This window comes from Rudaea sp. 3F27F6 (assembly GCF_005503555.1).
GTDB lineage: Bacteria > Pseudomonadota > Gammaproteobacteria > Xanthomonadales > Rhodanobacteraceae > Rudaea.
On record NZ_SCNG01000002.1, the window covers coordinates 566,112 to 586,829 of the forward strand.

16 protein-coding genes are annotated in these 20,718 nt (G+C 62.1%); 8 read left to right on the forward strand and 8 right to left on the reverse strand.

Translation table 11 applies throughout. The annotated features are described in order from the left end of the window. Positions 1–26 precede the first annotated feature (26 nt). The 4 genes from lepA to rpoE form a co-directional block, all read right to left on the reverse strand. Positions 27–1,817 carry a translation elongation factor 4 gene (lepA, locus tag FFS30_RS10290; RefSeq protein WP_137913044.1) on the reverse strand — a complete coding sequence of 597 codons (1,791 nt, stop codon included), beginning with the start codon at positions 1,815–1,817 and terminating at the stop codon, positions 27–29. A 163-nt stretch (positions 1,818–1,980) separates the two neighbouring features. Then, on the reverse strand, positions 1,981–3,417 hold the full coding sequence (locus tag FFS30_RS10295) for a Do family serine endopeptidase (protein ID WP_137913045.1): 1,437 nt from the start codon (positions 3,415–3,417) through the stop codon (positions 1,981–1,983). Positions 3,418–3,584: 167 nt separating this feature from the next. Next, positions 3,585–4,232, reverse strand: coding sequence for a sigma-E factor negative regulatory protein (locus tag FFS30_RS10300; RefSeq protein ID WP_171014551.1), 648 nt, complete (start codon positions 4,230–4,232; stop codon positions 3,585–3,587). 19 nt (positions 4,233–4,251) lie between these two features. Continuing rightward, a complete protein-coding gene (gene rpoE / locus FFS30_RS10305; protein WP_137913553.1) occupies positions 4,252–4,851 on the reverse strand; it encodes an RNA polymerase sigma factor RpoE in 600 nt (199 codons plus the stop codon). A 210-nt stretch (positions 4,852–5,061) separates the two neighbouring features. Here rpoE and FFS30_RS10310 point away from each other — a divergent pair, with 210 nt between their 5' ends. Then, entirely contained in the window at positions 5,062–7,107 is a 2,046-nt protein-coding gene (locus FFS30_RS10310) for a 3-hydroxyacyl-CoA dehydrogenase NAD-binding domain-containing protein (protein WP_137913047.1), read from the forward strand. 1 nt (position 7,108) lies between these two features. On the opposite strand, the gene FFS30_RS24425 is transcribed toward FFS30_RS10310, so the two are convergent. Continuing rightward, on the reverse strand, positions 7,109–11,296 hold the full coding sequence (locus FFS30_RS24425) for a S8 family serine peptidase (protein WP_137913048.1): 4,188 nt from the start codon (positions 11,294–11,296) through the stop codon (positions 7,109–7,111). A gap of 128 nt (positions 11,297–11,424) precedes the next feature. On the opposite strand from FFS30_RS24425, the gene ccmA reads away from it, so the two are divergent. From ccmA to FFS30_RS10345, 6 genes are read left to right on the forward strand one after another with little or no spacing between them, the layout of a single operon-like run. Further along, positions 11,425–12,129: a heme ABC exporter ATP-binding protein CcmA gene (ccmA, locus tag FFS30_RS10320; RefSeq protein ID WP_249352370.1), complete on the forward strand. Its 705-nt coding sequence runs from the start codon at positions 11,425–11,427 to the stop codon at positions 12,127–12,129. After that, complete coding sequence (gene ccmB, locus FFS30_RS10325; RefSeq protein WP_137913049.1) at positions 12,126–12,809, forward strand: heme exporter protein CcmB; 684 nt, start codon at positions 12,126–12,128, stop codon at positions 12,807–12,809. The genes ccmA and ccmB overlap by 4 nt, the downstream gene beginning before the upstream one ends. Positions 12,810–12,813: 4 nt before the next feature. Further along, on the forward strand, positions 12,814–13,587 hold the full coding sequence (locus FFS30_RS10330) for a heme ABC transporter permease (protein ID WP_137913050.1): 774 nt from the start codon (positions 12,814–12,816) through the stop codon (positions 13,585–13,587). Beyond that, positions 13,580–13,789 carry a heme exporter protein CcmD gene (ccmD, locus tag FFS30_RS10335; RefSeq protein ID WP_137913051.1) on the forward strand — a complete coding sequence of 70 codons (210 nt, stop codon included), beginning with the start codon at positions 13,580–13,582 and terminating at the stop codon, positions 13,787–13,789. The genes FFS30_RS10330 and ccmD overlap by 8 nt, the downstream gene beginning before the upstream one ends. After that, positions 13,786–14,235: a cytochrome c maturation protein CcmE gene (ccmE, locus tag FFS30_RS10340; RefSeq protein WP_137913052.1), complete on the forward strand. Its 450-nt coding sequence runs from the start codon at positions 13,786–13,788 to the stop codon at positions 14,233–14,235. The genes ccmD and ccmE overlap by 4 nt, the downstream gene beginning before the upstream one ends. Before the next feature lie 48 nt (positions 14,236–14,283). Then, positions 14,284–15,006 carry an AAA family ATPase gene (locus tag FFS30_RS10345; RefSeq protein ID WP_137913053.1) on the forward strand — a complete coding sequence of 241 codons (723 nt, stop codon included), beginning with the start codon at positions 14,284–14,286 and terminating at the stop codon, positions 15,004–15,006. Positions 15,007–15,064: 58 nt separating this feature from the next. Here FFS30_RS10345 and pip read toward each other — a convergent pair whose 3' ends face one another. Beyond that, complete coding sequence (gene pip / locus FFS30_RS10350; RefSeq protein WP_137913054.1) at positions 15,065–16,021, reverse strand: prolyl aminopeptidase; 957 nt, start codon at positions 16,019–16,021, stop codon at positions 15,065–15,067. Positions 16,022–16,179: 158 nt separating this feature from the next. Further along, positions 16,180–17,595 carry an FAD-binding oxidoreductase gene (locus FFS30_RS10355; RefSeq protein WP_171014552.1) on the reverse strand — a complete coding sequence of 472 codons (1,416 nt, stop codon included), beginning with the start codon at positions 17,593–17,595 and terminating at the stop codon, positions 16,180–16,182. 122 nt (positions 17,596–17,717) lie between these two features. Here FFS30_RS10355 and serA point away from each other — a divergent pair, with 122 nt between their 5' ends. Continuing rightward, a complete protein-coding gene (gene serA, locus FFS30_RS10360) occupies positions 17,718–18,953 on the forward strand; it encodes a phosphoglycerate dehydrogenase (protein ID WP_137913055.1) in 1,236 nt (411 codons plus the stop codon). Positions 18,954–19,029: 76 nt separating this feature from the next. Here the strand turns inward: serA and FFS30_RS10365 are convergent, their stop codons facing one another. Then, on the reverse strand, positions 19,030–20,709 hold the full coding sequence (locus tag FFS30_RS10365) for a hypothetical protein (RefSeq protein WP_137913056.1): 1,680 nt from the start codon (positions 20,707–20,709) through the stop codon (positions 19,030–19,032). Between the last annotated feature and the right edge of the window lie 9 nt (positions 20,710–20,718).

Sequence of the window (20,718 nt, forward strand, 5' to 3'; positions counted from 1 at the left end):
GCTCGCGTGCGCGTGAGACGAATCCATTACTTATCCATCTGCAAAACGGCCAGGAAGGCCTCTTGCGGAATCTCCACGCTGCCGACCTGCTTCATGCGCTTCTTGCCTTCCTTCTGCTTTTCGAGCAGCTTGCGCTTGCGCGTGGCGTCGCCGCCGTAGCATTTGGCGAGCACGTTCTTGCGCAGCGCCTTGACGCTGGAGCGCGCGATGATCTGCGCGCCGATCGCCGCCTGGATCGCTACGTCGAACTGCTGGCGCGGAATCAATTCCTTCATCTTCTCGACCAGTTCACGGCCGCGGCGATCCGCGTTCGAGCGGTGCAGGATCAGGCTCAGCGCATCGACGCGGTCGCCGTTGACGAGCACGTCGACGCGCACGAGCGGCGCGGCCTGGAAGCGTTCGAGATGGTATTCCATCGACGCATAGCCGCGCGACACCGACTTGAGCTTGTCGAAGAAGTCGAGCACGACCTCGGCCAGCGGCAGCTCGTAGCTGATCTGTACCTGACTGGCCATGTAATTGATCGAACGCTGGGTACCGCGCTTTTCCTCGCACAGCTTGATGATGTTGCCGATGTGCTCGGGCGGCGTGAGGATATTCGCCACGATGATCGGCTCGCGAATCTCATCGATGTAGTTCACCGCCGGCATCTTGGCCGGATTGTCGAGCGGTTCGACCGTACCGTCGGTGCGCAGAATCTCGTAGACCACGGTCGGCGCGGTCGTGATGAGATTGAGATCGTATTCGCGCTCGAGCCGCTCCTGGATGATCTCCATGTGCAGCAGGCCGAGGAAGCCGCAGCGGAAGCCGAAGCCCATCGCCTCGGACGACTCCGGCTCGAACACGAGCGCGGCGTCGTTGAGCTTCAATTTTTCCAGCGCTTCGCGCAGCGCCGGATAATCGTCGGCCGAAACCGGGAACAGGCCCGCGAACACGCGCGGCTGCATCTGCTGGAAGCCCGGCAGCGGCTTCTCGGCGGGCTTGCCCGCGAGCGTGAGCGTGTCGCCGACCGGCGCGCCGTGCACATCCTTGATCGACGCGGTGACCCAGCCGACCTCGCCCGCGCGCAGCGCGTCCTTGACGAGGCGCTTGGGCGTGAACACGCCGACCTGGTCGACTTCGTGCGTGCGCCCGGTCGACATGACCAGCAATTTGTCGCGCGGCTTGATCTCGCCCTGCATCACGCGCACGAGCGAGACGACGCCGAGATAGTTGTCGAACCACGAATCGATGATCAGCGCCTGCAGGCGATCGGTGTCGCGCGGCTTCGGCGCCGGGATGCGTGCCACGATGGCTTCGAGCACCTCGATCACGTTGAGGCCGGTCTTCGCGCTGATCGCGACCGCATCGGTCGCATCGATGCCGATGACGGCCTCGATTTCTTCCTTGACCTTGTCGATGTCGGCAGTCGGCAGATCGATCTTGTTGAGCACGGGCACGACTTCGAGGCCGAGCTCGACCGCGGTGTAGCAGTTCGCGACCGATTGCGCCTCGACGCCCTGTGCCGCGTCGACCACGAGCAGCGCGCCTTCGCAGGCCGAGAGCGAGCGGCTGACTTCGTAGCTGAAGTCGACGTGGCCCGGCGTGTCGATGAAGTTGAACTGATAGATCTTGCCATCGCGCGCCTTGTAAGGCAGCGACACGGACTGGGCCTTGATCGTGATGCCGCGCTCGCGCTCGATCGGATTCGAGTCGAGCACCTGCGCCTCCATTTCGCGCGCTTCGAGGCCGCCGCAGATTTGGATGATGCGATCGGCAAGCGTCGACTTGCCGTGGTCGACGTGGGCGATAATGGAGAAGTTGCGGATGTTTTCCATGCGATACCGACAAACGAACCGGCGCACAAGCGCCGGTTAATCCGACATTATCGCATGAATCGAAAAGGAAAATCGGGTGTATGAAAGCAAAGGGCCCGACGAGTGGGCCCTTTGCCGGCCGAGCGAGTCGTGAACTCGCTCGAATGCCGCCTACTGTATCGAATCAGCCCTTCTTGGGCGCCGTCAGCGTCACGAACTGCGCCGCGTCGCCGCGCCGGACCAGCAGCATGACGGAATCGCCCGGTTTCACGTCCTTGACCGCGTTGTCGAACTCGGCCACATTCTTGACGTAGGAACGGCCGACCTTGAGCACGATGTCGCCGCGCTGGAGTCCGCCACGCTGTGCGACCGGACCGGCCTGCTGGATCGCCACGCCGTTCTGGTCCTTGAGACCGAGCGTCTTGCGGTCCTCTGCGGAAATGTCTTCGACGAGAATGCCGAGCGGATTGTTCTGCGGTTTGGCGCTGCCGCCGAGGCTGGCGGTCTTGGTCGGCTTGTCCGACGACAACTCGCCGATCGTGACCGGCATATCCAAGGTCTTGCCGTCGCGATACACCTTCAGACTCGCCTTGGTGCCCGGCTTGGTGCTGCCGACCAGCAGAGGCAGGTCCGACCACTGGTCGATCGCCTTGTCGTTGTAGGCGAGGATCACGTCCTGCGGCTGGATGCCGGCCTTCTCCGCGCCGCTGCCGGGATTTACGTTGGTCACCAGCGCACCGCTGACCTGGGGCAGACCGAGCGCCTTCGCTTCGTCGCGACCGACGCGCTGGATGTTCACGCCGAGCATGCCGCGCGAGACCTTGCCCGTGGTCTTGAGCTGCTCGACCGTATTCATCGCCATATTGATCGGCACGGCGAACGAGACGCCCATGTAGCCGCCCGAGTTCGAGTAGATCTGCGAGTTGATGCCGACGACCTGGCCGTCGAGATTGAACAGCGGGCCGCCCGAATTGCCGGGATTGATCGGCACGTCGGTCTGGATAAAGGGCACGTACTGCTCGCCCGGAGCGCGGCCGCCGCGGCCAACGTAGCTGACCACGCCGTGGGTCACCGTGTGATCGAAGCCGAACGGCGAACCGATCGCGACCACCCACTGGCCCGGCTTGAGCTTGGACGAGTCGCCGATATTGACCGCCGGCAGGCCGCTCGCATTGACCTTGAGCAGGGCCACGTCGGAATCCTTGTCGGTGCCGACTACCTTCGCATCGAGCTCGCGCCGGTCGGACAGGCGCACGATCACCTTCTCGGCACCGTCGACCACGTGATTGTTGGTCAGGATGTAGCCATCGGCCGAAATAACGAAGCCGGAGCCGTGCGACTCGCCACCGCCGCGAGGACCGCCACCGCGTGGACCGTTCGGACCGAAGAAGCGGCGGAAGAAGTCCTGCATGCCGGGCGGAACATTTTGCAAGTCGCCGCCGTCCTGATCGTCCGCATCGCTCTGCTGCTGGGCATTGCCGTCGCCCTGCGTCGCGGTGATGTTGACCACCGAGGGACCGGTCTTTTCGACCAGCTGAGTGAAATCAGGCAGATCGGCGTGCGCCGCGGAGGCAAGAGCGAACAGCGCCGCGAAAGCGCCGAATTTATATACTTTGCTCATAGTTATACCTTTATACATAGTTCCATGAAAAACCGCGGCGGCGCGATATTCGGGCGCTGCCGACGACCGCAGGATTGGAACGAGAAACGCCCGTCCGGGTTCCGACCGAACGGGCGTCATGTGGGCTTTGGGTCAGCAAATGTTAAGACGCGAAGCCCGGAGTCCGCTCACTGCTGTGCCGGCGTCGCCGACTGCGGCGAATCCTGCATCGGCAAACGCTGTATGCGCAAGATATAAGGCGCACGGTTGCCCTGGATTTCCAGCCGCTCCGGCGCCACTTCGCTGCCGTTGGGCAGATAGTAGTTCGGCAACTCGTAACTCGCCGGCTGCACCGCGCCATAGTTGAATATCGGCGAATTCGTGTTCGGCGCCGGTTGCGCAAGGGGCAGATAGCGCTGCGAGGACTGATGCTGCGGCACCTGCTCGGCGACCGCAATTGCCGGGCCTCCGTCATGGTCGATCGGCCGCGAGACGGTCAATGCGACCACGGCGACCGCCGCGGCGATCGCACCGCCGCCGACCCAGCGCAGCGCGCCGAGACCGACGCGCCGCGACGGCGCGGCGACGATGGCCGGCACCTCCGCATCGAGACGTCCGATCACGCTCTCGGCAAAATTCGCCGGCAACGCCACCGCGACGTATTCGCGCTTGAGGCTCGCGCTGATGACCTGATAGTTCGACCAGCGCCGGGCCAGATCGGACTGCGCTTCGACGCCTCGCAGCAGAAAGCGCACCTGATCGCGCGCCAGCTCACCGTCCATCAACGCGGACAATTGTTCGCCGAGCGAATCGGCCATGGCTTGATTGGGGTTCATTGGATGGGAAAGAAGATGTTCACTCATAATCGGTACCTGTGCCCTGCCCCAGCAACGGACGCAGCTTCTGGTCGATCGCATCGCGGGCGCGGAAGATGCGCGAACGGACCGTGCCGATCGGGCAGTTCATCCTTTCCGCGATTTCCTCGTAGCTCAAACCGTCCACCTCGCGCAGCGTGATTGCCGTCTTCAGCTCTTCCGGCAACTGTTCGACCGTATCGAAAACCGTTTGTTCAATTTCCTGACGCAAAAGTTCGTGCTCGGGCGTGGCGCGGTCCTTGAGCCAGGCGCCGCCGTCGAGCAGGACGGCGTCGTCGACCGCGATATCGTCCTTCGGCGGGCGCCGACCCTGCGAAACCAGGTGGTTCTTCGCCGTGTTGATCGCAATCTTGTAGATCCACGTGTAGAACTGGGCGTCGCCGCGGAAGTTTCCGATCGCGCGATAAGCGCGGATGAAAGCCTCCTGGGCCACGTCCTGGCATTCGCTCCAGTCGGAGACGTAACGCGATATCACGCTGACGATCTTGTGCTGATACTTACGGATCAGCAGATCGAAAGCGCGCTTGTCTCCTTTCTGTACACGTTCGACCAACTCGCGGTCGGTATCCGCCTCACCCATCCGGGCCATACTCCGTTTGTATTCGACCCGGTTGAGCATGACGTTGCTAGACCGGGATGCGCTGTGAAAGTTCCGTTGCTTCGGGTCGTGGCCGGTAGCATCGCCGCGATCGTTCCCGGACCTCGCGCGACAAAGCGCGTCCGATCCGTTGACCCGGGCCATCCCCAACGCCGATTATAGCCACCTCACACCGACTCAACCGGACCCGCCATGTTCGAAGGACTGCGCTTCGCCCACTGGAAAACCGATCTCGGCGCCGACGGCATCCTCGTGCTGACCTTCGACCACGCGGACGCCAAGGTCAATACCTTCAACCGTGCGGCCATGGACGAGCTCGACCAGATCGCCGAGCGCCTGTCGTTCGAGCCGCCCAAGGGCGTCGTGATCCGCTCGGGCAAGCCCGACAGCTTCATCGCCGGCGCCGATATCACCGAATTCGAGAAGTACGAGAAAGAAGGCCGCGTGCTCGCCAGTATCGAGAACGGCCAGCGCGTGTTCCAGTCGATCGCGCGCCTGCGCTGCCCGACCGTCGCCGCGATCCACGGCGCCTGCATGGGCGGCGGCTTCGAGCTTTCGCTCGCCTGCCGCTACCGCGTTGCGACGCGCGACCCGAAGACGCGCCTCGCCTTCCCCGAGGTGATGCTCGGCATCATCCCGGGCTGGGGCGGTACGGCACGCCTGCCGCGCCTGATCGGCGCGACCGAAGCTCTGCCGATCATGCTGACCGGCAAGTCGCTGTCGGCTGACGCGGCCAAATCGCTCGGCGTCGTCGACAAGCTGACCTCGCCCGAGCTGCTCATCGCCGAGGCCAAGGAACTGATCGCACACCCGCGCCAACGCCCGTTCGCTCAACGCGCGACCGCGTGGGCGACCAACGTTTGGCCAGTGCGGCAGATTCTCGCTCCGCTCGTCGCCAAGCAGACCGCGGCCAAGGCGAGTCCGTCGCACTATCCTGCGCCGTTCGCCCTGATCGAGGTCTGGCGCCGCGGCGGCTCGAGCATCGGCCAGCGGCTCAAGCTCGAAGCGCGCGCGGTCGCCAAGCTCGCGACTTCGTCGACCTGCCGCAACCTGGTCCGCGTCTATTTCCTGCAGGAACGTCTGAAAAAGCTCGGCGGCGGCGACTCGGGCATCGGCCGCGTGCATGTCGTCGGTGCGGGCGTCATGGGCGGCGATATCGCCGCCTGGTGTGCCCTGCGCGGTTTCGAGGTGACCCTGCAAGACCGCGAGATGAAATACATCCAGCCGGCGCTCGACCGCGCTCAGGACTTGTTTGCCAAGCGCTTGAAGACGCCCGATGCGATCGCCCCGGCAAGCGCACGGCTCAAGGCCGACGTCGAAGGCAGCGGCATCGCCACCGCCGATCTGGTCATCGAGGCGATCTTCGAGAACCTCGAAGCCAAGGAAGACCTGTATCGCAAGACCGAAGCGCAGATGAAGCCCGATGCGCTGCTTGCGACCAACACCTCGAGCATTCCGCTCGACGAATTGCGCCAGGCGGTCACCGGCCAGGGCCGCTTCCTCGGCCTGCATTATTTCAATCCGGTCGCACAAATGCCGCTCGTCGAAATCGTGCGTCAGGATCATCTCGACGCCGCCAACGAGGCACGCGCATTCGCGTTCTGCAAGAAGATCGACAAACTGCCCGTGCCGGTCAAAGGCACACCGGGCTTTCTCGTCAACCGCATCCTGTTCCCCTATCTGCTCGAAGCCTTGCGTCTGTTCAAGGAAGGCGTGCCGGGCCCCGTGCTCGACAAGGCGGCGAAGAAGTTCGGCATGCCGATGGGGCCGATCGAGCTGGCCGACACGGTCGGACTCGACGTCTGCGTCTCGGTCGGCAAGGAAGTCGGCGCCTTCCTCAATCTCGAACTGCCCGATGGCGTGCAGAGTTATCTCGACGCCGGTAAGAAGGGCAAGAAGACCGGAGAGGGCCTGTACAAGTGGGAGAACGGCAAGCCGGTCAAACCCGAGGTCGACCCGAAATACGTGGCGCCGAGCGACATCACCGAGCGCATGATCCTGCCGCTGCTCAACGAATCGGTCGCCTGTCTGCACGACGGCGTGACTGACGACGCCGACCTGCTCGATGCCGGTGTGATCTTCGGCACCGGCTTCGCGCCGTTCCGCGGCGGCCCGATCCAGCACATCCGCAGTGAAGGCGCGGACAAGATCAAGGCGCAGCTCGAAGCGCTCGCGGCGAAATACGGCACGCGCTTCGCGCCGAAGCCGGGCTGGGACAGCCCGGCGTTGCGCGACTGAGCTAGTGCGGGCAGGGCAGCGGCGATCCAGTCAGACGGACTAGCGGCTGCTTGTCCACAAGCCAAGCGCCGCTCAGAGGCGATCGCAACGAGAGATTTACCGACAGTTCACCACTGATCGCACTGTCGTAATCTACGTTCATAGTCCCAAGCGGCTGCGCGACGACTTTTCTATAGTCGCATGCAGGGCAGAAACCGTTACTCTGTGTCAGCTCGATCCTATTGGAAGGCGCGAGGGCCCGAGTAGCACCCACTCCCCAGCGGGCGATACCAAGCGCATCGTAGAAATAGAACGTGGTGAATAGCTGGTCGGGCAACGCGAGCGTATCAACGCCATAACCCGATTGCATTGGCGAGTACCATGCGCCGTTGAAATTGGTTGCCGTACCGCCAAACTCTGGGCATTTTCCCGCCCCGATACGCTTAAATCGCTCACTCCCAGATTGGCCGTCTAAATGCCAAGAGAAGATGATGTCATCGTTATTGACACGGGTAAGAATTACGTCGCCTACCTCCGTACTGGAGTTGACCCTATCCCCACTCCAGTTGACGCGATAAAGAGGAGCATTCCATACGGCGCCGGCCGGATTCGGCAATACCGCCTGAGCCGTATACCAAGTCGGAGTTCCGTCCTCGAGATATGTGTACCAACTTAAAAGCTGCTGGTTACCGGACTGATTTAGAAATATTCCGTGACCGGAACGCTCGGGATTGTAATACATGCCCGCTGCGATACCACTTGAAGCTGTTTCGTCGTACGCAAACGTTGGGATGAGATCGAATCTGGAGTATTGACCGGTTCGAGACGCGATATACCAACGGCCCGGCGTGACGGGAATCGTCACGCTCTTGGCCGCAGTCGACGGCGTCAGAGTCCACATCGCCGATGCCTCCCGATTTGACACTGGAGCAACAGTCGCCGAGGATGAATAATCAGGGTAATCTTCTTGTATCAACTCCAGAGTGGCCGAAGAATCGACCTGATCGACTGAAGAAAGGCTACTGTCGATTGTCAAAGCCCGGGCCCCTGGCGGCACGTCCACGTAGGCATGGCGAAAGAATGTAGAAGATCTTGACGCGAAAGACATTCCGCGCGGAGACAACGCTTCCTGTTGGTCGTCGTTTGCGTTGTTATAGTTAAGGGCAAAGGGCAGCATTGGCCCCGGTACGCCGGGAATCGGATTTATGAATATTGCGCCGTAGTAACGTTGCCATTGCAAGGCAGCCTTACGTCCAACCCGGGCCTCCGCCCCCCAACTCAAGCGCAAAGGAAAATTGGTACTTGCCTGCGCTTGCCCTGGTCCCGTTGCGAGAACATCAACCTGCGACGACTCCGCGAGTTTACCAACTCGATGGCTGAGGAATTTGCTAGTCATATACACCGTGCTGGTGACATTGGCCTCTTGGTGCTCCAAGACCATCCAAATATTGGCCTTCCGACTTCCTTCTAGAGCACTGCGCTGATTTGCTGTACGGAGATCCACGATACAACGCATAGGAGATGAGCTGTCTGATGAAATGGCATCCCAACAAACCTCCTCCTCTCGAGACGGCTTACCATTCCCATCGCTATCGATCCCCACATGCACAACAATAGGCACCCTCATCTGGGTGCTAAGCTCAGCAATGAATAGGGGAGCGTCCGCCCCGTTGGTGTCTCTAGGATCGGTTGGGTTGGAGAACGTTAGGAATTTTCTTCCAGGCCCTGCGGGATCTAGGTACCAAAGCGCAGAGACACGCGCGCCAACTATGTCCACCTTTTCCCGCGCTCCTAACGCACTCAATTCTGTGGTCTCGTATGTCGCGCGCGGCAAAGACGCCAATTCTGTCAGCGGCAAAATCACAGAACCCGAAGATTTGGATGCGTTGATCTCGGTAAACGGTAACTTTTTTCCTGCTTCCGCATATACATTCACGATGAAGGCGAAGTCACTTGCCGCCTTTCCATCCGTCTTGCGCAAAGCTATTCGTCCATTTATCCACTTGCCCATCAGATGTGGATCGTTGGTGTTTATGACGATGTTGAGTTTCTGCGAAGCCCCTGCGGCCAGAGTGAATTCGCCGGGAATTACGGATATTCCCGCTTCCGGTATCGATGTACTACTGATCGTCCAGGTACCTCCACCCGACATATCGGTAACAGTGCGGAGGAAGCTACATTGCTGCAAGCAATGTTCGCTCTCTACACCAACGCGATTTAGCTGTCGCAAATCGCCACCTGACTTCGGATTTTGAGCATACAAGTCAGCAGTACTCAACGGCAGATACAGTCCCGCTTTTGCGGCAAGTGCAGGCTGCACGCGTCCTCCACCTGCCTCGCTCGGAGAAGCCGGTGTTACACCGTTTTCCTTGCGCATAGTCCCGAAAAGAGTCGTACCAATCAGGGCTGACTCAACCTGAGCAGGCGTCCAGTCTGGATGGGCTGCAAGCACGAGCGCCGCGCTACCGGCAACCTGCGGGCTAGCCATTGAGGTGCCGGTTCTTGACACGAAACCATCCCCAGTATGAGCAGCCGACAAGATGTCCGTGCCTGGTGCGGCCAGATCGGGCTTGAGCACGCCGCCACTAAACTTGGCGGGGCCGCGAGCACTTGATCTATTAACTACGTCAGCGAACTTCGCATCGATTTGACCTTTGATTCCAGATATCGAGCCACGTAGCGGCGCAGTGTTGCGAATCCAATTCTTTATCGCAGTGCCTTCGATGTAACCGAGGTGCACTGCAGGTAAATAGTGATCCTCGTTGTGGGTAGTCTCGCCATCGATGTCCGCATTCGCGAGAATCATGCCTCCAGCTCCCGCGGCTTTAAGGTTATAGCCGGGTTCCACCCATCCGTATTTATCCCCTCTGTCGCAGACTACGATTTCGCCATGAAAGGTACCCGGCGCCCATGGATTGCTCGACCCATTAGGTGGCCATGCTGCTTTTCCATCGGCGCATTGTGCATGGCCATAGTCGCCTGCATATACGATGGGCGCCGGCCCATAAGCGGCGGTGAGGCCCGCACCTGCGAAATCGGGAAACGACGTGCCTTCCGAGCCGGAAACGTTCATGATCGAGTTGAGTGCCCGATTGTGCGAAGAATTGGCCACACCGATTACCCAAGGCGCAAGCGCGGGAAGCTGCACAGTACTTGCGCTCGGGCCGTCGTTACCGACAGATGCGACCACAACTATGCCGGCAGCGCGCGCTTGGAAGAGCGCGTAGGTATCACTTAAACGATCGGAGAGCAGATCGTAGGGATCGCGAGCGACGCCCCCGAGCGAGTAGTTGATCACATCGACTCTGTCTACGATCGCCTGATCGATTGCCTTGATCAACGAAGATTCAAAACAATCCCCGAAGGCATTGCAGGCCCTATATGAGATCAGGTTCGCATGCGGTGCCACACCCGAAAAATTACGTGACACGTCGACCGTCATGCCATGTAGATTCGCAGCAACCGCATTACCTGCCGCAATCGCCGCGACGTGACTGCCGTGCATAAACGAGATGGGGTCGTTTTGCTTGTCGTCACCAAAATTGTAAATCCCAATAAGTTTGGCATTGCAAATAGCGTCGCCGCTAGCACAAAGGCCTAGATATGTCCCACGTGGATTGACGTGCGTGTATGAATCCGCTCCAGTGGCGGCAAACGAAGGATGGGTGGGATTAATTCCGGTATCAATAACACCGATGACGATGCCTTCGCCTTTAGTTGCGAGACCTGTTTCACCAGACCACAACGCGGTCGCACCGATCCATTGCGGTCCCGCATCCGTATGTATATGCGAAATTTGTTCGCGGCGTACGGAAAGGACACCCGGTAAGGCCGCGATCCTATCTGCTTCGGCGTCAGTCAATTCCATTGCCATACCATTGGCGGCATGGGTGTAAATCTGAGTGGGCACCAATGAGCGTCCAAGCATGTGGCTGCCCGAATCAATCACGCCGCGGCGCGCACTTTCGAGTCTAGCCAAATGCGCCGCGCTTTGCGGCGCAGCCATCCGGTTGACTAATAGCTGCTTACTGGAGAGTAGCCCCGGACTGGTAGGCAGACGATTGGTAACCTCTTCAATCAACGGCGCATCATGCAGCGCAATCAGGTAGACGGAACGCTTGTTACTAGGCTCTACCGCCCCCCCTCCCGCTCTCGCAAAAACAGCGATTGTCAAAGCCACCACGGCCAACGTCCCCTTCCAACTATTCATGCAAACTTCACCCCAAAACTACCCGACGCGTAGTCTAACTGCAGAGCTTCGCTGCGGAAATCGCACTTAAGTTGGCATCGGACGCGCTCGGCCGCTAGCATCACGGGTCTTGCCACCCGTCTCCTAACATGCCCGCCATCGATCTTGTCGACACGCCGCCGCTGCTGGCCGCACACTGCCTCGCCTATGCGCGCAACGAAGAGCCGATTTTCGGCCCGCTCGACTTTTCTCTTGCGGCGGGGGAAGTCGTGCTGATTGAAGGCGACAACGGCAGCGGAAAAACTACGCTGCTCAAAGTGTTGTCCGGACTGCTCGAACCCACATCGGGCGAGGTGCTGCTCAACGGCGTGCACCTGACCTTGGCCAAGCTCTCGCATCAGGTCGCCCTGCTCGGCCATCTGGCCGGCATAAAAATGGAACTGTCCACCTTGCAGAATCTGCGCTTCGCGGTCGGCCTCGGCGGTATCCGTCCGGGCATCACGCCGCCGCTCGCGCTCGCCAGCGTCGGCCTCGCCGGCTACGAAGACCAACCCGTGCGCCTGCTTTCGGCCGGACAGAAGAAGCGCGTCGCGCTCGCGCGCCTGCTGCTCGTACCGGCAGCGCTGTGGCTGCTCGACGAGCCCTACGCGAATCTCGACCGCGAAGGCATCGAACTCGTCAATCGCCTGCTCACGACACACGCGCAGCGCGGCGGCGCAGCTTTGATCACCTCGCACGGCGCCTACGCGTATACGTCGGGAACGCCGAGAAAGATCGCATTGAATCCGGGAACGGGGAATCGAGAGTCGGCGATCGGACCGAAAAGCACTCCGACAAAGGACGCATCGGCATGAAGCCCGGCACCACTTCGGCAGCCTGCGCCGCCCTGCTCCGGCGCGATCTCGCGCTCATCTGGCGCCGGCGCGGCGACGCGCTCAATCCGCTGCTGTTCGCGGTCATCGTGGTCGCATTGTTTCCGTTCGCGCTCGGCCCCGAGGCGCAGGTGCTCGAACGCATTGCTGCGGGCACGATCTTCGTCGCCGTGCTGCTCGCCTCCCTGCTCTCACTCGACAATTTGTTCCGCAGCGATCTCGACGACGGCTCGCTCGAACAGCTCGTGCTGTCGCCGCATCCGCTGTCGTTGCTGCTCGCCTGCAAGATCGCGGTGCATTGGCTCACCACCGCGCTGCCGCTGATCGCGATCGCGCCATTGCTCTCGGTGTTCCTGCATTTGCCCGACACGGTCCTGCCCGTGCTGCTAGGCACGCTGGCACTGGCAACACCGCTGCTCAGCCTGATCGGCGCCATTTGCGTCGCGCTGACGGCCGGCATGCGCCGCTCTGGTATGCTCTTGACCCTTATCGTGCTGCCGCTGATCGTGCCCGTGCTGATCTTCGGTGCCGGTGCCTGCAATGCGGCGCAGGCCGGTCTGCCTTACGGGGCTCCGCTGCTGTGGCTCGGCGCGTGGTTGACGCTCGCGCTCGTGCTCGCTCCGCTCGCGACCGCGGCCGCACTGAAGATTTCGTTGACTTGAGCCCATGAACCCACTCGTTCTCTGGTTTCACAAACTCGGTTCGCCGCCGTACTTCTACCGGCTCGCGGGGCGCTTCCAGCCGTGGCTCTATGCGCTCGCGCTGATCACCGGCGCGGTCGGCCTCTACGGCGGTCTGTTTATCGCCCCGGCCGACTACCAGCAGGGCGACTCATTCCGCATGATCTACGTGCACGTCCCGTGCGCGTGGATGAGCCTGTTCGTCTATGTCTTCATGGCTGCGAACGCCTTCGTCGCCCTGGTCTGGCGAATCAAATTGTCGGAGACGTTGGCGATGGCGAGCGCGCCGATCGGCGCCGCCTTCACCTTTATCACCCTCGTCACCGGTTCGCTCTGGGGCAAGCCGATGTGGGGCACGTGGTGGACCTGGGACGCACGTCTCACTTCCGAACTCGTGCTGTTGTTTCTCTATCTCGGCGTGATCGGTCTCTATCACGCGATCGAAGATACGCGCCAGGCCGCACGCGCCGCCGCTTTTCTCGCCCTGATCGGCGTCGTCAATCTGCCGATCGTGCATTACTCGGTGGTGTGGTGGAACACGCTGCATCAGGCGCAGACGGTCAGCCTCATGGGCCAGTCGAAAATATCTTCGAGCATGCTCTGGCCGCTGCTGACCATGGCGTTCGCGACCCACGTCTACTTTTTCGCCAGCCTGCTTGCGCGTTCGCGCGCCGCGCTGCTCGCGCTCGAATCGGGCAAGGACTGGGTACGCGAAATCGCGCTGCGCGAGTCGGCGCAGGAGGCGCGTGCGCATGGCTGAGTTCTTCCATATGGGCGGCTACGGCGCCTACGTCTGGGCGGCTTATGCCGTATTCGCGATCGTCCTCGTCGCCGATGCGCTGACGCCGCTCTGGCAGCGCCGCCGCACGCTGCACGATATCGCCGCACGCCTGCGCCGCGAATCCACACGCGACGGCGCGCGCAAAAACCGAGCGCCGACGACGCAGGATCCAACCGCATGACCCCTACACGCAAACGCCGCCTTATCGCGGTCGCCCTGATTCTCGGCGCCGTCGGCATCGCCACCGCGCTGACCGTCACGGCGCTGAGCCAGAACATGACCTATCTGTTCTCGCCGAGCGAAACGCTGGCCGGTCATGCCCCGCCCGGTGCGAGCTTCAAGCTCGGCGGCGTCGTGCTCGAACATTCAATCCAGCGCGATCCGAATTCGCTCAAGGTGGACTTCGTCGTCACCGACCGCTTCAAGCAGGTACCGGTCGAATACACCGGCATCCTGCCCGACCTGTTCCGCGAGGGACAGAGCGTGATCGCGACCGGCAAGATGCAGGGCGACCGCTTCGTCGCACGCGAAGTGCTGGCCAAGCACGACGAGACCTACATGCCAAAAGAAGTCGCCGACGCGATCGCCAAGGCGAAGGCCACGCAGGGCACGCCGGCGCCGCGCTAACGCGCCGAGACTACCGCGCCGGCCACACTCCGTCGCTTCCGTTGCGATATGGAACGCATCCTTCGCCACATCGAATTGCTGCGCGACGGCGTTCCGGACTGGAACCAGTATCCGTTCAACATCCCCGCGGTCAAAAAGCTCAACAAAATCGAGTTCGATCCTGCGGTCACCTTTCTTATCGGCGAAAACGGCTCGGGAAAATCGACTCTGACCGAGGCGATCGCGATCAAGGCCGGCTTCAATCCCGAAGGCGGCACGAAGAGCTTCACCTCGTCGCTGCGCCCAAGCGAATCGGAACTGCACCGCCATTTGCGCATGGCGCGCGGCGTGCGTCGCGAAAAAGGCGGTTTCTTCCTGCGCGCCGAAACCATGTTCAACATTTCCACCGAAGCGGAAGACTACGCCGAATACGGCTGGGCCAAGCTGCACGAGAAGTCGCACGGCGAAGCGTTTCTCTGGGTGGTGACGAACCGTTTCCGCAGCGACGGACTGTTCATCCTCGACGAACCCGAAGCGGCATTGTCGCCCCAGCGCCAGCTCGTTCTTCTGCGCCAGATCCATCGGCTGGTGAAGAAGAACTGCCAGTTCATCGTCTCGACGCACTCACCGATCCTGATGGCCTATCCCGGCGCGAAGATCTTCGCGCTGGACGGCGACGGTGTCGCCGAGATCGACTACGAAAGTACCGAGCACTACTTGGTGACGCGCAGCTTCCTGCAGAATCCCGCGCGCATGCTTCGGCAGCTATTCGCCGAAGACGACGACGAATAGGTGCCGTGCGCTGAGCCCGATGCGCGAACAGCGCCGGACCGGCCCGACCGCAGCGGATTCAGGAATCGCGGAAGCGATCGGTCGCACTGACCAGTTCGTGCGTAATGCCGGGCTCGAACGCCGAATGCCCGGCGTCGCCGACGATGCGCAGATCCGCTTCCGGCCATGCGCGATGCAGATCCCAGGCGCTACGCACCGGGCAGACCACGTCGTAGCGTCCCTGCACGATCACCGCCGGTATCTTTTTCAATTTGTGCGCATTGTATAAAAGCTGGTCGTCGCGCTCGAAGAAACCGCCATGCACGAAGTAGTGGCACTCGATGCGCGAAAAGGCGAGCGCGAACTGATCCGCGCCGGTCGAGCTGACGTAGTCGGGGCTCGGCGCGAGGTAGCTGGTCGAGCCTTCCCAAACCGACCAGGCCTTTGCCGCGGCGAGGCGCGTTTCCTGGTCGGCGCTGGTCAGGCGGCGATAGTAGGCGCTCATCAAATCGTGGCGCTCGACCGGCGGAATCGGCTTGAGGTATTCCTCCCAGGCATCGGGATAAATCGCGTCGCAGCCGTTCTGATAGAACCATTCCAATTCCCAGCGCCGCAGCATGAAGATGCCGCGCAGCACGAGTTCGGTCACGCGCGCCGGGTGCGTTTCCGCATAGGCCAAGGCCAGGGTCGAGCCCCACGAGCCGCCGAATACCTGCCAGGTGCCGATGCCGAGATGCGCGCGCAACGTTTCGATGTCCTGGACCAGATGCCAGGTCGTGTTGTCGGTCAGCTCCGCATGCGGCGTCGAGCGGCCGCAGCCGCGCTGATCGAACAGTACGATGCGGTAGTGCGCGGGATCGAAAAAGCGCCGCGAATTCCGGTTGCAGCCCGCACCCGGGCCGCCATGCAGGAACACAACCGGCTTGCCGTCGGGATTGCCGCACTGTTCGTAATAGATCGTGTGCAACGGCGACACCTGCAGCATGCCGGTGTCGTAGGGTTCGATTTCGGGATAAAGCGTGCGGCGTTCGGTCATTGCGTTTTCTCTTTTTTCTTCTCCCACCGGGAGAAGTTGCTCGAAAGGCGTATGAGGGAAAAATCTGGCAGTCAATCTGCAACCACGAGGCCGGCAGCGTCCTTCCCTCTTCCGGCGCTGCCGCGCCACCTTCTCCCGACGGGAAAAGGAAAGCAAGTTCAATCGAACAACTTACCCGGGTTCATCAGCCCGTGCGGATCGAACACGCCGCGCACTGCGCGCATCAGCGCGATTTCCGCCGCGCTGCGCGTGCCGGACAAGTAGGCTTTCTTGACCAGACCGATGCCGTGCTCGGCGGAAATGCTGCCGCCATGCCGCGCCAGCACGTCGCTCAACAGTTTGGTCACGCGTTCGCACTGCGCGACGAATTCCGCATCGGCGACGTCTGCGGGTTTCAATACATTGATATGCAGATTGCCGTCGCCGATGTGGCCGAACCAGACCACGTCGAAATGCGGATACTCGCGCGTCAGCAGCGCCGACATTTCGTCGAGAAAATCGGGCACGGCCGAAATGCGCACCGAGATATCGTTCTTGTACGGCTTGTGCGCGGCGAGGCTTTCGGTGATGCCTTCGCGCAGGCGCCACAACGCGGCGGCCTGCGCCTCGCTCTGGCTCAACACGCCGTCGTTGACGAGGCCGTCGTTGAGGCACGATTCGAATACTTCGAGCGCCGCCTGCTGCTGCGACTCGTCGGCCGCATCGAACTCGGCGACGACGTAGTATTTCGCGATCTCCTCGAATGGTTTCTGCGCGCCGTGCGCGAGCACATGATGCAGCGCGCGGTCGGTGAAGAATTCAAAAGCCGACAGCTTCAGGCGCGATCGGCAGGCGGCGAATACGCGCATCAGCGCGGCCATTTTGGGCACCGCGAACAGCATCACCTGCGAGGCCGGTGGCGGATCGGTCAGGCGCAGAGTCGCCTCGACGACGAGGCCGAGCGTGCCCTCGGCGCCGATCACGAGCTGGCGCAGGTCGTAGCCGGAAGAGTTCTTGATCAGGCCGCGGTTGAGATCGAGCAGGTCGCCGTTCGCCGTCACCAACTTCAATCCGGCAATCCATTCGCGCGTATTGCCGTAGCGGATCACGCGGATGCCGCCCGCATTCGTCGCTATATTGCCGCCGATCGAGCAGGAGCCACGCGCGGCGAAGTCGACCGGGTAGATCAGGCCGTGCTCTGCCGCCGCCTTGTGCAAGGCTTCGAGGGCGATGCCGGGCTGCACGGTCAGGGTGCGGTCGACCGCGTTGAAGTCGAGCACGCGGTTCATGCGCTCGAAGCTGACGACCAGTTCGCCGTTCGCCGCGACCGCGCCACCCGACAACCCGGTGCGTCCGCCCGACGGCACGAGAGCGATCCCATGCGTTGTCGCCCAGCGCGCGATCGCCTGCACTTCTTCCGTCGACGCCGGAAGCGCGATGGCGAGCGGCGCGGGAACCCAGCGCCGGGTCCAGTCGCGGCCGTAGTGTTCCAGGTCGGCCGGGTCGGTCAGCAGGCGCAGAGCGGGAATCGCAGCCCGCAATCCGCTGCAAAGTGCCTCCTTCGATCCCCGCGCGCCCTCACTACTCTGCGTCATGTCGTTTCCCGTGTTTCGACGCATTCTAGCAAGGGATACATCGGCGTGCCGCAGCGCAACACGAGTGAAAAATTTCTGGCATAGTTGCCGTTCCGCTTCACCCACTCCCCCGGCCGCGATCCATGACCAAGACCTCGTTTCCCAAGCAAGACATCAAGGTGCTGTTGCTCGAAGGCGTCAGCCAGACGGCGCTCGATACGTTCAAGGCGGCGGGATACACGAACATCGAATTCCACAAGAAATCGATTTCGACGGAGGAACTGAAAAAATCGATCGCCAACGCGCATATCGTCGGCATCCGCTCGCGCACGAATCTGAGCGCAGACGTATTCGCCCAGGCGAAGAAACTGATCGCGGTCGGCTGTTTCTGCATCGGCACCAACCAGGTCGATACCGACACCGCGGAAACGCTCGGCGTGCCTGTGTTCAACGCGCCGTACTCGAATACGCGCAGCGTGGCCGAACTGGTCCTGGCCGAAGCGATCCTTCTTGCGCGAGGCATCCCGCAGAAGAATGCCGAGTGCCATCGCGGCGGCTGGTCGAAGTCGGCGCTCGGCAGCGTCGAAGTGCGCGGCAAGACCCTCGGCGTGGTCGGCTACGGACATATCGGCACGCAGATCGGCGTGCTCGCCGAATCGCTCGGCATGCAGGTGATCTACCACGACATCGAAGCCAAGCTCACGCTCGGCAACGCGCGTGCGGCACACGGTCTCGACGATCTTCTCGCGCGCGCCGACGTCGTCACCCTGCACGTACCGGAAACCGCAGCGACGAAATGGATGATCGGCGCGAAGGAACTCGCGAAGATGAAGCCCGGCGCGCTGCTGATCAACGCCGCACGCGGCACCGTGGTCGACATCGACGCGCTCGCCGCGGCGCTCAAGTCCGGGCATATCGGCGGTGCGGCGATCGACGTATTTCCGGTCGAACCCAAGGGCAATGACGACGAATTCGTCTCGCCGCTGCGCGGCATGGACAACGTGATCCTGACTCCGCACATCGGCGGCTCGACGCTCGAAGCGCAGGACAATATCGGCATCGAAGTCGCGGCCAAGCTCGTGCGCTACAGCGACAACGGCTCGACTCTGTCGGCAGTGAATTTCCCGGAAGTCTCGCTGCCCGAGCATCCGAAGAGCCAGCGCCTGCTGCACATCCATCGCAACACGCCCGGCATTCTCTCGCGCATCAACGAGATCTTCTCGCGCGAGGACATCAACATCGATGCGCAGTATCTGCAGACCGACGCCAAGCTCGGCTATGTCGTGATCGATATCGGCGCGACGGCGGAAACCGCGGACAAACTGCGCGACGCGCTCGCCGCGATCCCAGGCACGTTGCGCGTGCGCGTGTTGTACTGAAACCCGCGCACGACGCAGAGCGTCCCCCTTATCTCCGGCCCCGCAAAATCGCGGGGCCGGAGAGCCTTGCCCCGTCTTACTTGGCGCCGACGTTGTAGATCCAGCCGCGGGTCCAGTCGTCGCTGCCGTCGAATGCACCGACGTAGTTGGCGCGGATGAAATAGCCTTCGTTCGGCGCCTGACCGCCACTCAGCAGCGGCGAACCGGCCTGCGGCATCCAGCCATTGAGCATCGGATCGCCCGTACGGTTGCCAGTGCCGGCGTCCCACACCTTCTGCCCCGCACCTTCGAAATTGCCCGCCTTGCACTGGCCGACAAAGGAGTAGTGCGCGGTGAGGTCGCTCGCGGTCAGCGCGGCCGAGGACGCACCGTCGACGTTGAAGCAGGTGTCGGCGAATCCGGTGACCACCGTGTTGTAGTAGATGCCGCCGCTGCCGCGGCGAATGCGCATGCCTTCGTTGCCGTTGGCCGAGCCGATCATGGTGAGATTCGAGATCACCGGCCGCGTGCGCGGCAGCAGTTCGTTGTTCTGGTTCGAATTGTCGGACTCGACGCCGTTGCTGTCGCGGCCCTGGTCGCTGTTCTGCGAACCCTGCCAGCCGAGCAGGAATTGCAGGCGACCGCTGTAGCCGTCGTCGAAGTCGAACATATCGTCGCCGACCTGGCTGGCGACGAGGTGCCGGCCCGAGACCGTGCCGCCGAAGAACTCAAACGCGTCGTCGAGTCCGCCGTGCACCTGCACGTAGTCCAAAGTGGTGCCGCTGCCGACGCCGCAGAGGGTCAGGCCGTTGAGCTCTTCGTTGGCGTTGATGACTTGGCCGGCCCAGAGGATGCGCACATAGCGCAGCACACCGCTGTTGTCGTCGAGCTTGGTGCCGCCGTAGAGCACTTCGGGAATCGCTTCGAACTTGCAGCCGAGATCGGTCGTCGGCGCGTCGTTGCAGATCGAACGGCCGGCCAGCACGACGCCGGCCCACGAGCCCGGCACCGCTTCGGGGCCGGTGAAGGTGATCGGTTCTTCACGCGTGCCGTCGGCGACGATCTGGCCGTCCGCGAGCACGGCGATGAAGTTCGGCTGGCTGCGGTTGGTCGAGCCCATCACGGTCACGCCCGGATCGACGGTCAACACGCCGCCCGCACGCACGCTGACCTGGCCCTGGACGATATAGGTCTTGCCCTTCGGCAGACGCAGATTGCCGCTGATCGCACTCGGCAGCTGGCACTGGCCGTTGCCCAGATCGATCGTCGTCGCCGGGCATTGCTGGACCACGGTGCCGCAGGCATTGCTCTTCTGGAACGGTTGCAGCTTGTAGGTCGACACCGGCAGGCCGCTGGCCACGCTCGGCTGCATCTGGATATCGACGCTGTTGCAGCTGTTGATGATGAACTTCGCCGTGCCGATTTCCTGCACGTTGACCTTGCTGCGATCGAAGTCGTCGCCGAACGAGCCGCCCGAACCGACGAACATCTTCGCCGGGATTTCTTTTGCGACCGCGCTCGCGTTGCCTTCGCTCTGCAACGTCACCCACACCGGCGATCCGCCCGCGTTGTAGGTGTAGAGCGCGGCGAACAGGGTGCCCTGATTCACCGCGTTCGCGTTCGGGATGTAACTGAAGAGGACGCCGCGGCCGCCCTGGGTCGGATTCCACCACGTGCCGTCGAAACTCGACGACAGATGCGCCTGGGCGAACGCGGAGGCGCTGGTGAGGCCGAACAACACGGCGGCGGCGAGAGATTTGCGAAGTAGACGTTTCATCGAAGGCTC

Excerpts from the sequence above, each read along its gene's own strand:
- lepA (WP_137913044.1), bottom strand. The coding sequence starts at position 1,817 with ATGGAAAACATCCGCAACTTCTCCATTATCGCCCACGTCGACCACGGC.
- FFS30_RS10295 (WP_137913045.1), bottom strand. The coding sequence starts at position 3,417 with ATGAGCAAAGTATATAAATTCGGCGCTTTCGCGGCGCTGTTCGCTCTT.
- FFS30_RS10300 (WP_171014551.1), bottom strand. The coding sequence starts at position 4,232 with ATGAACCCCAATCAAGCCATGGCCGATTCGCTCGGCGAACAATTGTCC.
- rpoE (WP_137913553.1), bottom strand. The coding sequence starts at position 4,851 with ATGGGTGAGGCGGATACCGACCGCGAGTTGGTCGAACGTGTACAGAAA.
- FFS30_RS10310 (WP_137913047.1), top strand. The coding sequence starts at position 5,062 with ATGTTCGAAGGACTGCGCTTCGCCCACTGGAAAACCGATCTCGGCGCC.
- FFS30_RS24425 (WP_137913048.1), bottom strand. The coding sequence starts at position 11,296 with ATGAATAGTTGGAAGGGGACGTTGGCCGTGGTGGCTTTGACAATCGCT.
- ccmA (WP_249352370.1), top strand. The coding sequence starts at position 11,425 with ATGCCCGCCATCGATCTTGTCGACACGCCGCCGCTGCTGGCCGCACAC.
- ccmB (WP_137913049.1), top strand. The coding sequence starts at position 12,126 with ATGAAGCCCGGCACCACTTCGGCAGCCTGCGCCGCCCTGCTCCGGCGC.
- FFS30_RS10330 (WP_137913050.1), top strand. The coding sequence starts at position 12,814 with ATGAACCCACTCGTTCTCTGGTTTCACAAACTCGGTTCGCCGCCGTAC.
- ccmD (WP_137913051.1), top strand. The coding sequence starts at position 13,580 with ATGGCTGAGTTCTTCCATATGGGCGGCTACGGCGCCTACGTCTGGGCG.
- ccmE (WP_137913052.1), top strand. The coding sequence starts at position 13,786 with ATGACCCCTACACGCAAACGCCGCCTTATCGCGGTCGCCCTGATTCTC.
- FFS30_RS10345 (WP_137913053.1), top strand. The coding sequence starts at position 14,284 with ATGGAACGCATCCTTCGCCACATCGAATTGCTGCGCGACGGCGTTCCG.
- pip (WP_137913054.1), bottom strand. The coding sequence starts at position 16,021 with ATGACCGAACGCCGCACGCTTTATCCCGAAATCGAACCCTACGACACC.
- FFS30_RS10355 (WP_171014552.1), bottom strand. The coding sequence starts at position 17,595 with ATGACGCAGAGTAGTGAGGGCGCGCGGGGATCGAAGGAGGCACTTTGC.
- serA (WP_137913055.1), top strand. The coding sequence starts at position 17,718 with ATGACCAAGACCTCGTTTCCCAAGCAAGACATCAAGGTGCTGTTGCTC.
- FFS30_RS10365 (WP_137913056.1), bottom strand. The coding sequence starts at position 20,709 with ATGAAACGTCTACTTCGCAAATCTCTCGCCGCCGCCGTGTTGTTCGGC.